General features: G+C 72.4%; 12 protein-coding genes. 6 read left to right on the top strand and 6 right to left on the bottom strand.

Annotated features, from left to right (window positions below; translation table 11 throughout):
• Positions 1-50: 50 nt before the first annotated feature.
• Positions 51-1,001, bottom strand: coding sequence for a D-2-hydroxyacid dehydrogenase family protein (locus tag OIE47_RS28610; protein WP_326557613.1), 951 nt, complete (start codon positions 999-1,001; stop codon positions 51-53).
• A gap of 275 nt (positions 1,002-1,276) precedes the next feature.
• On the opposite strand from OIE47_RS28610, the gene OIE47_RS28615 reads away from it, so the two are divergent.
• Positions 1,277-2,200, top strand: a complete 924-nt coding sequence (locus OIE47_RS28615; protein WP_326557614.1) for a hypothetical protein — start codon at positions 1,277-1,279, stop codon at positions 2,198-2,200.
• Between the two features lie 13 nt (positions 2,201-2,213).
• Here OIE47_RS28615 and OIE47_RS28620 read toward each other — a convergent pair whose 3' ends face one another.
• Positions 2,214-5,285 carry a BTAD domain-containing putative transcriptional regulator gene (locus OIE47_RS28620; protein WP_326557615.1) on the bottom strand — a complete coding sequence of 1,024 codons (3,072 nt, stop codon included), beginning with the start codon at positions 5,283-5,285 and terminating at the stop codon, positions 2,214-2,216.
• Between the two features lie 152 nt (positions 5,286-5,437).
• Positions 5,438-6,385: a GlxA family transcriptional regulator gene (locus OIE47_RS28625; RefSeq protein ID WP_326557616.1), complete on the bottom strand. Its 948-nt coding sequence runs from the start codon at positions 6,383-6,385 to the stop codon at positions 5,438-5,440.
• 183 nt (positions 6,386-6,568) lie between these two features.
• Here OIE47_RS28625 and OIE47_RS28630 point away from each other — a divergent pair, with 183 nt between their 5' ends.
• The 3 genes from OIE47_RS28630 to OIE47_RS28640 all read left to right on the top strand — a co-directional run bounded on the left by OIE47_RS28630 (position 6,569) and on the right by OIE47_RS28640 (position 8,145).
• Positions 6,569-7,225: a DJ-1/PfpI family protein gene (locus OIE47_RS28630; protein ID WP_326557617.1), complete on the top strand. Its 657-nt coding sequence runs from the start codon at positions 6,569-6,571 to the stop codon at positions 7,223-7,225.
• A gap of 46 nt (positions 7,226-7,271) precedes the next feature.
• The gene (locus OIE47_RS28635; RefSeq protein ID WP_326557618.1) at positions 7,272-7,589 is read left to right on the top strand and encodes a hypothetical protein; all 318 of its coding nucleotides are present in this window, start codon (positions 7,272-7,274) and stop codon (positions 7,587-7,589) included.
• Positions 7,590-7,662: 73 nt separating this feature from the next.
• Entirely contained in the window at positions 7,663-8,145 is a 483-nt protein-coding gene (locus tag OIE47_RS28640) for an SRPBCC domain-containing protein (RefSeq protein WP_326557619.1), read from the top strand.
• A 3-nt stretch (positions 8,146-8,148) separates the two neighbouring features.
• On the opposite strand, the gene OIE47_RS28645 is transcribed toward OIE47_RS28640, so the two are convergent.
• On the bottom strand, positions 8,149-8,472 hold the full coding sequence (locus OIE47_RS28645) for an adhesin (RefSeq protein WP_326557620.1): 324 nt from the start codon (positions 8,470-8,472) through the stop codon (positions 8,149-8,151).
• Positions 8,473-8,725: 253 nt separating this feature from the next.
• On the opposite strand from OIE47_RS28645, the gene OIE47_RS28650 reads away from it, so the two are divergent.
• The gene (locus OIE47_RS28650; RefSeq protein WP_326557621.1) at positions 8,726-9,244 is read left to right on the top strand and encodes a cupin domain-containing protein; all 519 of its coding nucleotides are present in this window, start codon (positions 8,726-8,728) and stop codon (positions 9,242-9,244) included.
• 58 nt (positions 9,245-9,302) lie between these two features.
• Here OIE47_RS28650 and OIE47_RS28655 read toward each other — a convergent pair whose 3' ends face one another.
• A complete protein-coding gene (locus tag OIE47_RS28655; protein WP_326557622.1) occupies positions 9,303-10,685 on the bottom strand; it encodes a M14 family zinc carboxypeptidase in 1,383 nt (460 codons plus the stop codon).
• Between the two features lie 254 nt (positions 10,686-10,939).
• Positions 10,940-11,578 (bottom strand): CG0192-related protein, encoded by a 639-nt coding sequence (locus tag OIE47_RS28660; RefSeq protein ID WP_326557623.1) that lies wholly within the window; start codon positions 11,576-11,578, stop codon positions 10,940-10,942.
• 204 nt (positions 11,579-11,782) lie between these two features.
• Here OIE47_RS28660 and OIE47_RS28665 point away from each other — a divergent pair, with 204 nt between their 5' ends.
• Positions 11,783-12,745 carry an epimerase gene (locus OIE47_RS28665; RefSeq protein ID WP_326557624.1) on the top strand — a complete coding sequence of 321 codons (963 nt, stop codon included), beginning with the start codon at positions 11,783-11,785 and terminating at the stop codon, positions 12,743-12,745.
• The last annotated feature ends 7 nt before the right edge of the window (positions 12,746-12,752 follow it).

The following is a 12,752-nucleotide window of genomic DNA, read 5'->3' on the forward strand; positions in this document are numbered from 1 at the left end:
CCCGACCGGGCAAGCGGGACACCGACGGGGCCCCCGGAGCAGGGACGGGATCAGAGCACCCGGACCGGCTGTCCGGCCAGGAACGCCTCGATGTCCTCCACCGCGTCGCCGAAGAAGACCCGGTAGGTCTCGCGCGTGACGTAACCGAGGTGCGGCGTCAGTACGGTGTTCGGCGCCGTCCGCAGCGGGTGGTCGACCGGCAGCGGTTCGACGTCGAACACGTCCAGGCCGGCGCCGGCGATCCAGCCCTCGTGCAACGCGGTGAGCAGGGCGGCCTCGTCGATGATCGGTCCCCGCGAGGTGTTCACCAGGTACGCGTCCCGGCGCATCGAACGCAGCTCGGCCTCGCCGAGCAGGCCACGGGTCCGGTCGCCGAGCTGGAGGTGCACGGTCACGATGTCCGACCCGGTCAGCAACTCCTCCTTGGACACCGCCTGTACGCCCAGCTCCGCCGCGTGCTCGGCGCGCAGGTTCTCGCTCCAGGCCACGACCCGCATCCCGAACGCCCGGCCGACGGCGGCCACCTGGGCACCCATCCGACCCAGCCCGACCACCCCGAGGGTGTGACCCGCCAGGTCTCCGCCGACCGTGCTCTGCCAGCCGCCGTCGCGTACCCGTTGGGACTCGGTGGGGATCCGGCGTACCAGGGCCAGGATGAGTCCCCAGGTGAGTTCGGCGGTGCCGGTGGCGACCCCGCGGGTGCCGGTGACGACGACCCCGCGCCGCGTCGCCGCCGACAGGTCGATGGCGACGTTGGACATCCCGGTCGTGACCAGCAGCCGCAGTCGGGGCAGCCGGTCGAGTACGGCTGCGGGGAACGCGGTCCGCTCCCGCATCGCCACCACGACCTCGGCGTCCGCGAGCCGCCGGACGAGAACCTCGACGTCGTCGACGTGGTCGGTGAAGACGGTCACCTCGACCCGGTGCCCGAGCCGGTCCCAGCCACCGAACTCCCGCGCCACATTCTGGTAGTCGTCGAGCACCGCGACCCGAACAGCCATCTTCGCCTCCCGTACCGTCGCGGCCCCTCTGCCGGGCCATGATCCTCCGTCGGGCCGGCGGGCGCTGGCGCGAAGGTTCCCCGCCGGGTAGCCGAGCGTGGCACCCCGTACCCGATCATGGCACGGACCGGACGCGAACACCCCGGCTACCGGCCCGGCGCCGTCGGTCCGGGTGCCGCCGGCCGTGACCGGACCATGACGCCACCGTGACCGGCCGGACCACGCTGGGGACAACCCCGTCCCACCGAGGACGGGGACCTCGGAGGGAGCAGCACATGCGCGCAGGTACAGGCCGGACGGTCGGCCACGGGAGCGTCGCCGTCGCGCTGGTCGCGGCGAGCCTCGTCGCCGGTACGGGGCCCGCACGCGCCGACGGACCACACGCACCGGTCCTCGTCGCGGCGGCCAGCCTGCACGACGAGTCCCCGGAGAAGGAGGTGACGGTGCGGTGTCCGGGCGCGACGCTCGTGTTCTCCGCCGGTGGCGGTGTCGGCGGGTCCGCCGGCGGTACCGGGCAGGTCGTGGTCACCGCCGTGGTACCGGACGTGGGACTGACGACGGTGACCGTCCGGGCGGTCGCGCGTACGGGGCAGCGGGGTCCGTGGTCGGTGGTCGGGCAGGCGATCTGCGAGGCGTCCGGATCTGCGCTGCGCCGGGCGGTGGGCACCGCGGTCGGGGAGTACACCGCGACGGCAACCTGCGGGCCGGGAACGAAGGTGTGGGGGACCGGGTTCCGGGTCACCGGCGACCCGGACCACGTTGCCGTCGCCGAGGTGGTGCCCGATCCCGGCCTGACCAAGGTGGCGGTCGGTGTCACCAGCGACGGGCCACCGACCGAGGTCACCGCGTACGCCATTTGCCGTGCCCAGACCGGGACCATGCGGCGCGTGGCGGCGGTGTCGCCGGACGGCGCGGGGTGGCCGAGGAGCGTCACCGTGGCGGACACCGCGGACGCCCGGATCTACGGCGTCGGTGGTCGCGCCGGCGGTGGGCCGCACGCCTACCTCGACGCGCTGGTCCTGCGGCCGTCGGGCGCCGGGGGAGGGGTCCGCGCCGCCCTCGCCGCACCGATCCGGGCCGCGGCGGCGACCGGCGTACGACCCGGTCCGCGTCCGGCCGACGGTACGGGCGTCGCGACAACCGACGGTACGGATGACGAAACCGTCGTGTACGGCATCCTCGCCGGCAGTTTCCACTGAACCGTCGGGCGGTTCAACGGGTCCGGGCACCAACCCCGGCCGGGGCGAGGATCGACTCGTCCGGTGGCCGTACGCCGATCGCGCGCATCGCCTCGGCGTACCGGTGCAGGGCCCGTCGGGCCTCCCCGTGCTGGCCGCCGGCGACCAGGGTCCGTACCAGTGCCCGGTGCGCCGGCTCGTCGTAGGGATCCTTCTCCAGCAGCCGGAGCAGGCAGGCGACCGCCGTCTCCGGATCGCCCGCCGCCCGGCTGGCCCGCGCCAGCATCCGCAGCATGTTCAGGTACGCCGCCCGTACCTCCTCGCGCAGCGGTGCCGACCAGTCGGCGTACGGCTCGTCCTCGAAGACGTCGGCCCGGTACTCCCGTTCCGCGCTGGCGAGTACGGTCCGGGCCTCGGCGGCGGCGCCACGGTCGAGCAGCCGGCGCCCGTGTACGACGTGGGCGAAGAACTCCTCCACGTCGACCCGCAGCCGGGTGACGTCCAACGCGACGCTGGCCTGGTCGGCGACGAGGAAGTGATCGGCCGGGTGGGCCCGGTCCGGGTCCAGCACACCGCGCACGATCGACAGCAGGACGGAGAGCCGGTGCCCGGTACGGTCGGCGTTGTCGTCGGGCCAGAGCAGTTCGCAGAGCACCCCGCGCGACACCGGTCGGCCGCGTCGGGTCGCGACGATCCGGAGCAGGTCACGGGCCTTGCGTGACTGCCACTGGGAGGCGGGGACGACCCGGTCGCCGAGTTGGACCTCGAACCGGCCGAGCAACCGGATCGACACCTCCGTGCCGGTGCCGGATCCGTTGTCGGCGGCACCCGGTACGGGTGCCCGGTGGTCCGGCACGGCGTCCGCGGCGGTGAGTTCCTCGACGGCGATCAGGGCGTCCAGCCGGTCGTCGGTGGTGGCGTCGGGCAGGCCGCCGAGGATCACCCGGATCCTGGCCGCCTCCAGCACCGCTCCGGTGTCGGTCCAGATCGCGTACGCCTCGCGCAGGGCAGAGCGGGCGCGGACCGGCACCGGCTCGCTCGCGGCGCGCAGTTCGAGGGCGTCGGCGAGACCGCCCCGGTCCCGTTGCGCGCGGGCGATCGTCGCCGCCTCCGTCGCCAGTGTTCCCGCACCGGTCCGGTCCGCCCGGCGTACGGCGATCCAGCCCCGGGCCAGCAGCGCCGGCACCGAGATCTCGGCGGCGGCTTCCCGGGCGGCCCGCTCGGCGTACCGGGCGGCCGTGTCGAGGTCCTCGTGCAGGATCACGAGGGCCAGGCCGGCGAGGGCGGGCACCAGGATGTTGGCATTCCCGGCGGCCTCACCGACCCGGACCGCCTCCTCGTACGCCGCGCGGGCCTGCTCCCGCCAGCCGCGTCGGCGGTACACCTCGCCGAGGCCGAGCAGGGCCGCCCCGGAGCGGCGCGAACCCATCCGCTCGTACCGGGCGAGGACCTGGCCGTACCGGCGGACCGCCTCGTCGTAGCGGCCGAGGATGGACAGCGCGTCGGCTTCGTTGCACGAGGCGATGTTGCGCAGGTTCGGGTACCCGGCCGCGGCGGCGAACCGGTCCGCCCGCCGGGCGAGGACCAGGGCCTCGGCGTACCGGGACGCGCAGATCAGGTGGTACGACTGGTTGATCAGGATGCGGGTGACCAGCACGACGTCGCCGGTACGTTCGGCGATCGGCAGCGCCCGCGCGTACTGCTCCTCGCTGCGGGCCCGGTCCCCGGCCGCGCCGAGGCAGAGGGCCACGCTCACGTGGGCGGTGGCCAGTGCCCCGTCGTGTCCGGCGTCGGCGGCGTGCCGTACGGCGCGTTGGGCGTACCCGGTCGCGGTGGCGCAGTCTCCGGCGAGCAGGTGCGCGTGGGCGGTCCAGGCGAGCAGGATCGCGGTGTCGGCGTCGGCGGGCACCTCGTTGCCCTGGGCGAAGACCTTCAGCGCGTCGAGGGGGTTGCCCCGTTGGTAGTGGACCCGGCCCATCCGCCAGGCGAGTCCGGCGTCGCCGGCGGGTTCTCCGGCCGCGACCGTGTCGTACGTTCTCGCCGCGGCGGGCAGGTCACCGGCGGTACGGAACGCGTCGCCGAGCAGGAGCCGCAACCGCCTGGTACGCCGCTCCTCCGGCAGTGCCTCGACGATCGCGGCGACCTCGGTCGGCCGCCCGGCGGCGAGTACGGAGTCGCCGTGTTCCTCCAGTACCCGTACGCACCGTTCGTGATCGGTGGCCCGCAGGTACGCGCGGGCGGCGGCCAACGGTGGACCGTGCTCGCCGTACCACGCGGCGGCGACGGTGGTGATCCGCCGGGTGGCGCCGCGCCGGCCGGTGCGTCGTGCGATCTCCGCGATCACCGGGACGAGCCGGTCGCCGGGTGTGGGCCCGTCCGGGTCGGGGACCAGCAGACCGGTGCCGGTGAGCAGGTGCAGGGCCGTGGCCGCCCGCCGGTGGCCGAGTGCCGCGCACAGCCCGGCGCTCACCGGGGCGAGCGTGGCGACGTCACGGACGAGCCGGTTGACCTCCGCCGGCAACGGCCCCAGGACCTCGGTCGTCACGTACGTCGCCAGGGGGCCGTCCGGTGCGGTGATCACCGGTAGCAGCGGGCCGGCCGGCGAACCGGTCGGGCCGAGCGTCTCGGCGGCGAGGTGGACCAGCGCCGGCCAGCCGCCGGTCAGTTCGTGGATCCGGTCGGCCAGGTCGGGGTCCGGCAGCCCGTACTCGGCGGTGAGCAGGTCGACGACCTGGTCGGTGGTGAGCGCGAGATCGGACGGGCCGACCTCGGCGAGCCGTCCCCGGCCACGCCACCGGGACGTGGCGGTGCCGAGCGGCCACCGGGACGTCAGGGCGACGGTGATCCCGTCCGGTAGCCCGCCGACGATCGCGAGCAACCGGTCGGCGGTTGCCGGTTCGAGGCGTGGCAGGTCGTCGACGACCACCCGCAGGTTGTCGCCCGCGTCGGTCACCTTCTCCAGGTCACCGGCGATCAGGGTGTCGATGTCGGTGCCGTGCAGCCAGACCGTCGACGCGGGCCGGAACCATCGGCGCAGCATGGTCGTCTTGCCGTATCCGGCGGCGGCGACGACGAGTTGGCAGGCACGGGGTCGTGGGTCTGCCATCGTCGGGCACACAGCTTCCAGCCGGTTGCGCGGTGGCCCGGAACGTCGTGGTGGCGGCCGTGCCGTGGACGGCTCCAGACTCCTGCCGTCCGGTCCGGCGGGCAAGGCAATTCCGGAAAGCCGACATGACGGCGACCGGGCCGTCGGCGGGGTCAGGGTCCGCCGTGCCGGAAGGTGCTGCGGTACGCCCGGGGGGCGACGCCGCTGACGCGTTTGAACTGGGCGCGGAAGTTCGTCGGTGAGGTGAACCCGACCTGGTGGGCGATGCGGTCGATACCGTGGTCGGTTGTTTCGAGGAGTTCCTGAGCCCGGCGGATCCGTACGTTGGTGAGCCACTGCATCGGGGTGCGGCCGGTTTCCTCGTGGAACCGGCGGTTGAGCGTGCGGATGCTCATGGTCGCGCGGTTGGCCAGGTCGTCGAGGTTGAGGTCGCGGTGGGCGTTCTCCTCGATCCATTCGAGGAGGTGCGCGAGTCCCGGTGCGGTCTGGCCGGGGGTGTTCCGCACGATGAACTGCGCCTGCCCACCGTCGCGGTGCAGCGGTGCGACGGTCAGCCGGGAGGCGTCGGCGGCGACCGCGGCCCCGTAGTCCCGGCCGATCAGGTGCAGGCACATGTCGATCCCGGCGGTCGCCCCGGCGGAGGTGACGATCTGGCCGGCGTCGACGTAGAGCACGTCGGGGTCGAGGTCGACGGCGGGGAAGGCGGCCCGGAACCGGTCGGTTGCCGCCCAGTGGGTGGTGGCGCGCCGGCCGTCGAGCAGTCCCGCCGCGGCGAGGGTGAAGGCGCCGACGCAGATGGACGCGATCCGGGTGCCGGCGGCAGCCGCGTCGCGCAGCGCGTCGGTGACGGCGGCGGGGGTCGGTGCGGTCGGGTCGTTGCGGCCGGGAATGACGATCGTGTCGGCGCGGGCCAGTGCGTCGAGGCCGTGGTCGGTGGCGAGTCGCAGCGGTCCGGCGGTGACGACGGGTTCGCTGCCGCAGACCAGCACCCGGTAGCCGGCTCGACTATCCGGCAGTCGTACCCGACCGAAGACCTCGATCGGGGTGGTCAGGTCGAACGCGATGGTGTCCGGCAGGGCGAGGACCACCACGGTGTGCACGGCAAAATCCTAGCGCCCACCGGTACGCGCGACACCGCCTCGGTCACGTCTTTCCCATGGTCCAACCGCTTGGCAAGATTCAGTCGAACGTTGGCATTCGTGCCAGTGGAGTTGTCGATCCTGGTTGCCGAACATGGAACGGGTACGAACCCGTACCGGACGAACCAGCCGAGGAGAACCCCCATGCACGTCCAGATTGTTCTGTTCGACGGCTTCGACCCGCTGGACGTGATCGCGCCGTTCGAGGTGCTCTGCGCCGGCAGCGACGCGGTGGAGGGTGAACTGCTCGTGGAACTCGTCTCGGCGCAGGGGCCGCGCCCGGTCCGCAGCGGTACGCGGGGCCTGGTGCTGCAGGCGACCTCCCGCCTCGACCCGGCCAGGCCCGGTTACGTCCTGGTGCCGGGTGCCAGCGGACCGACCGTCGGCGACCCCGACGAGGGGATCGAGACGATCCCGGTGCTGCTCGCCCGGTTCGGCGAGACCGAGGCCGTGACCCTGATGCGCGACGCGTTGCGCAACCCGGAGGTGACGGTGGCGACCGTCTGCGGTGGTTCCCTCGCCCTGGCCATGGCCGGCCTGATCACGGCACGTCACGCCGTGACCCACGTGCAGGGCATGGAGGTGCTGGCGGCGACCGGGGTACACGCCGTACCGGCCCGCGTCGTCGACGACGGCGATCTGGTCAGCGCCGGGGGAGTGACCTCGGGCTTGGACCTCGGACTGCACATCCTCGAACGCGAGTACGGGCCGAGGATCGCCCACGCCGTCGAGACCTACTTCGAGTACGACCGGCGCGGCACCGTCTGGCGGAACACCGGCCGGCAACCGGTCGCCGTCTGAGCCCCCGTCGATGATCATGCACCCGAACCAACCGGAAGGAAGCCCCGTGGACTCGATCGTCGGGATCTGGGACCTGAAACTGAGAACCCCGATCGGCTCGCTCGCCGTCGTCTACACCTTCACCGACACGGCGGGGGGACTGCGCGGCGTGGCCGAGGGCAGGGGCGAGACCGTGCCGCTGACCGACATCAACCAGGAGACGACGGCCGAGGGGCGGCGCGTCACCTGGCACCAGTCCATCACCAGACCCATCCACCTCAACCTCGACTTCGACGTCACCGTCTCCGGGGACACCCTCACGGGACACTCCCGCGCCGGCCGACTGCCGCGCAGCAACGTCACCGGCAACCGCCGCAACGCCTGACGAAGTCCTTCGTCCGACCCGCTGACTAGTCTGGCCTGCGAGAACCCACCGCAGACCGACCGAGGAGGGGCCGATGGGCATCGGCGCAGACGAGGACCCGCCGCTCCGGCCGGTCGTCCGGGAACTGGTCCTGCCGGGCGATCCGGCGTACGCGTTCGAGGTCTTCACGGCCGGCATCGGCGGGTGGTGGCCGGCCGACTTCACCGCCAGTGGCGCGGACCTCGCGGCCGTGGTGGTCGAACCGGGCGCCGGTGGGCGGGTCTACGAGCGCAACCGCACCGGCGGCGAGTACGACTGGGGCACGGTCGCGGTGTGGGAGCCGGGGTCGCGGATCGCGGTCCACTGGAACCTCGGGCAGCGTACGGGCGATGCCACGCTGCTCGAGGTTCGCTTCACCCCGGACCGGTCGGGCAGCGTGGTGCGGCTGGAGCACGGCGGTTGGCAGCCGGGGCAGGCGGCGGACCGGGCGCGGTTCGACGACGAGGCCGGTTGGACCGCCGTCCTGGAGTCGTTCCGGCGGCAGGTGATCGGGCCGGGGCCGGCAACCGGCCGGTGACGATCAGGAGGCGAGGTCCGGGTCCGACGGCCAGACCGCGCCGTCCGTCTGCCGGTTCGTGAACGCGAACTGCACCGTGTCCTGATCGTCGACGTGGACGTCGAGGGCCTTGTCGGCGAGCAGTTGCGCCGCCTGCGGATCCAGGAAGAGTCGCGCCCCCAGGTTGTCGACAACCTGATCGCCCTGGTCCGGCTGCTCGGTGATGGCGACCAGCAGGGAGTCGTCCGACGGATCGTGGCTGATCCGGAGCCCACCGGTCTGCGGTACGCCCTCCTGCGCGGTCAGGTCTCGGATCGCCATCACCGCGTTATCGGTCAGGACCAGCATCGACAACTCCTCCGGTTCGTCCGCTATCCCACCCAGGTACCGGTTGTTCCCACAAGCTGCTCCCTGCTCGTCTACCCGTTGCCGGGCCGAAGAAGCCAGCGGCCGGCAAGTCGTCCCCCCGGCCCGCGTCTCGACCCGCGCCGGGGTGAAGAGGATGCGCGTTTCGATCCCGTGCCGGGGGTAAAGAGGAAACAGGCGCCGGGCTTCGGTGATCTCCATCAACGATGGATGTCCGGCGGGATGGAGGCAGGGCATGGCGGATTCGGTGATCCCACCCGACGACCCCGCTCGTGCCCTGGTGCACGCCCGGCCCGACGATCCCGCCCTGCCGCACGTCGCGGTCGCGGGCGGCACCTACACGATCCTCGTCGCGGGCGAGCAGACCGCCGGACGGTACTGCCTGATCGACATGCGGGTGCCTCCCGGTGGCGGCCCACCTCCGCACCGGCACGACTTCGAGGAGATGTTCACCGTCCTCGACGGCGCGGTGGAGTTCACCTTCCGGGGTGAGCGGATCGTCGCGCGGGCCGGAGAGACCGTCAACATCCCGGCGAACGCCCCGCACTTCTTCCGCAACTCCTCGGACGAGCCCGTGCGCATGCTCTGCATGTGCACCCCGGCGGGGCAGGACGAGTTCTTCCTGCGGGTCGGCGACCGGGTGGACGGCCCGACGACACCGGCGCCGAAGCTCGACGAGGCGCAGCGGAACGAGCGCGGGGAACGCGCCGGCAGGCTGGCGGCCGAGTACCGGACGGAGATGTTGATCCCCTGACCGGACCGATCCCCGACCGGGGGCGAATCGACCCGCCCGCCCCCGGCCGAGGCGTGGGTCAGTGCGACTTCTTGCGGAAGTTACGCTCGCACTGCCTGAGGTCGACCTTCACCTTCTGCCCCAGGTTGACGTTCACCGCCGTACGTTGCAGCACGGTGCCGTCCGGACGCTCGCAGGTCAGGATCCACGGCTCGCGGTAGAACCCGGTCTGGTTGGGTTGCACCCCGTTCGCCTGGTACGGCGGCACCGGCCGGTAGGACGGATTGACCGCCCAACTGAATTTGCCGTTCGACCTGCTGACGTTCAGGTCGGAGGTCAGCGTCGTACCGAACGCGGTCGGTCGGGTCGTTCCGTCCGACTGGGGGTACGGCTGGGTGTACATGTTGAACGACTTCGCGATCCGCAGTACCGCTCCCTTGGGCGCCCTGCCCTCGATCACCGCGTGCTGGTCCGGGTCGGCCGTTGCCTCCAACGCCTCGAACATGGCGAGCCGGTGCTCGGCGTACGCGTCCACGACCTGGGTCTGGAAGGTACGTTCCACGCCGCTGTCCGGGCAGGTCTCGGCGGTGAACGCCAGCCCCCGGGTGGCGAAGTAGGCCCAGTCGATCGCCTCGCCGGTGGTCTCGTAGTCGTGCGCGGAGTCCCGGGGGATGTAGTTCGGGCCGTAGCGCCGGGCCATCCTGGTCGCCAGGTCCTCGAAGCGGGCCACGTCCTGGGTCGGGCCCACCTCGAGTTGCAGCGGCGGGTAGAGCACCACCTGGATGCAGGTGTGCTGGGTGACGAACGTGGTCGCCTGCCGGGTGGACAGCAGCCACTCGATGTTCCTGGTCTCCGGTTCGGACCACGGTGCCGCGCCCCCGGTGGAGATCGGCAGCCACCCGAAGCCGTAGTTGCGGTTCATGTCGACGTTCGTGTCGGTCTGCCGGCGGTTGCGGGTGAAGCCGTCCACGTTGACGATCGGGACCACCACGAGCCGGGCGCGGTTGAGCAGCGAGGAGACGTACCGGTCGCCGCGGGCGGCGCGCTGCACCAGGTCGGTCGCGTACTCCATGACGAGTTCGCCGCTGGGCCACTCGTTGCCGTGGTGCATCCCGACGGTGACGAAGACCGGCTTTCCGTCGTTGGCCCGGACGTCGCGGGAGATCTCGATGCCGCGGACGAGCCGGCCGGTGGAGGTCGGGTACGGCAGGGTCAGCGGCTTGACCAGCTTCGGGTGCTCGCGGACCAGCGTCTGCATGTCCCGCTCGTAGTCGTCCAGTGTGCGGTAGGTGGTGTTACCGCTCGGCAGTTGGGTGACCTGACCGGACGGCGGCGATCCGGCGGGTGCCGTACCGGACGATGCTGATGCCGGGGCGGCGAACCCGGTCACGGCGAGACAGGCGGCGGCCGAGGCCGACACCGCCCCCCGCCAGACACCACGACCGCTCTTGGTGAACCACATAACGTTGTCCCTTCCGGAGCACGGTACGGACTCGGGGCGCGGGACCGACCGTGGTCAACCTCCGTCCGGGGGCGGTCGGGGTGGTGCGGCATCCCGCGTTCCGCTGCGCCAGCGGCAAGATCCATTGACGGTATCGATCAACGTATGTGCCGGTCAAGGGTCGGACCCGGGTGGCCGTCGATCGGTGAGCCCCACGCGTATCCGGGCCGATTCGACACCGGGTGCGTGGTGAGTGCCCGTACGGGCGAGGGGCGTCAGCGGGTGACGGCGTGCGCCAGCGGCAGTGGGGTCGACTGACCGTCCCAGACACCGGTGAGGGTGGCGCCGATCGGCCGGTCTCCGCCGTCGAGGCGACGCACGACGGTCAACTGCACCCGGTCGGTTGTGATGACCGTGGCGTAGTCCTCGTCCGTCACCACCAGGGACGGCCCGTCCGCGACGGGGACCTCGGCGCCGGGTGTGCCGCTGCCGACGACGACCGCGCTGGGGTCGCGCCGTTCGAGCCGGCCGTCGACCTCGAAGAACTCGTCCGCCTGACCGCCGCCGGTGAAGATGGCGTGCGCCAGCGCCGCGACGTAGACCGGATCACCGCACGCGTCGTACACCCAGCGCCGGCCGAGGACCGAGTGCTCGGTGGTACCGACCAGCCACCGCTCGCCGCCGTCCAGTGGCGCGTCGCGGTACGTGAGCGGAACCTGGTGTACCGCCGAGTCGCCGGTGCTCACCAGCATCGTCTCGATCCCGACCGCACCCGCCGGATCGTCGAACCGGTACGCCGCCACCCGTACGACGTCGTCATCCGTCGACCCCTCGTACCACCGGCGGTCCGGCAGCCATGCGGCCAGGAGTTCGAGCTTCGTGGGGTGCAGTTCCGCCCGGTGCAGCAACGCCATGATCCGAATCGTAGGGCAGGTCCGGGCCGCGTGCACCAACCCACCGGAGGGTGGGCCGGGTGACCACCCTCACCGCGTTGCCGGCCGGTGCGGGGCGTCGCCCGGTGTGGATCGGGTCGGATACTGCAGGAGACACCGTGGCGGCGCTGTCGTGTGCGGCTGGCGGTGATCGACGCGTACGGACGGGTCGGAAGCGGGGGCACGATGAAGATCGTCATTCCGGGCGGCACCGGGCATCTGGGACTCCTGCTCGCCGGCGCCCTCGGCGCCGCGGGGCACCAGGTGGTCGTCCTCAGTCGGCGCGGGGACACGCGAGTGCCCGGAGCGCGCACGGTGTCCTGGGACGGACGGACCGCGGGGGCGTGGACCGCCGAGGTCGACGGGGCCGACGCGGTGATCAACCTCGCCGGGCGGAGCGTGAGCTGCCGGTACACCGAACCGAACCTGCGGGAGATGATGGCGTCGAGGGTCGACTCCGCCGCCATCGTCGGTACGGCGATCGCCCGGTCGGCCGAGCCGCCGAGAGTGTGGCTGCAGATGAGCACCGCCACCATCTACGCACACACCTACGACCGGGCCAACGACGAGGAAACGGGTGTCATCGGCGGTACGGAGAACGACGTACCGGCGTACTGGGCCTTCAGCGTCGACATCGCACGGCGGTGGGAAGGTGCACAGCTCGACGCGCCGACCCCGGACACCCGCAGGGTCGCGCTGCGTACGAGCATCGTGATGGCGCCCGGCCGGGGCGGAGCGTTCGACATGCTGTGGCGGATGACCCGCCTGGGCCTCGGCGGCCCGGTCGCCGGCGGCCGGCAGTACATGTCCTGGATCCACGACCGGGACTTCGTGCGGGCGGTCGAGTTCCTCCTGACCCACGACGAGGTCGCGGGGCCGGTCAACCTGGCCTCACCCAACCCGCTGCCGTACCGCGCGTTCATGGCCGGCCTCCGACACGCCACGGGCGTACGGGTGGGGCTGCCCGCCACCCGGTGGATGGCCGAACTCGGCGCGTACGTGCTGCGTACCGACACCGAGCTGCTGCTGAAGAGCCGACGTGCCGTCCCGACGCGGCTGCTCGACGCGGGCTTCACGTTCGAGCACCCCGAGTGGCCCGACGCCGCCCGCGACCTGGTCGGCCGCAGCCGAGCGGGCGGGGGCGGCTGAGGGGCCG

The organism is Micromonospora sp. NBC_01796 (genome assembly GCF_035917455.1).
Classification (GTDB): Bacteria; Actinomycetota; Actinomycetes; order Mycobacteriales; family Micromonosporaceae; genus Micromonospora_G.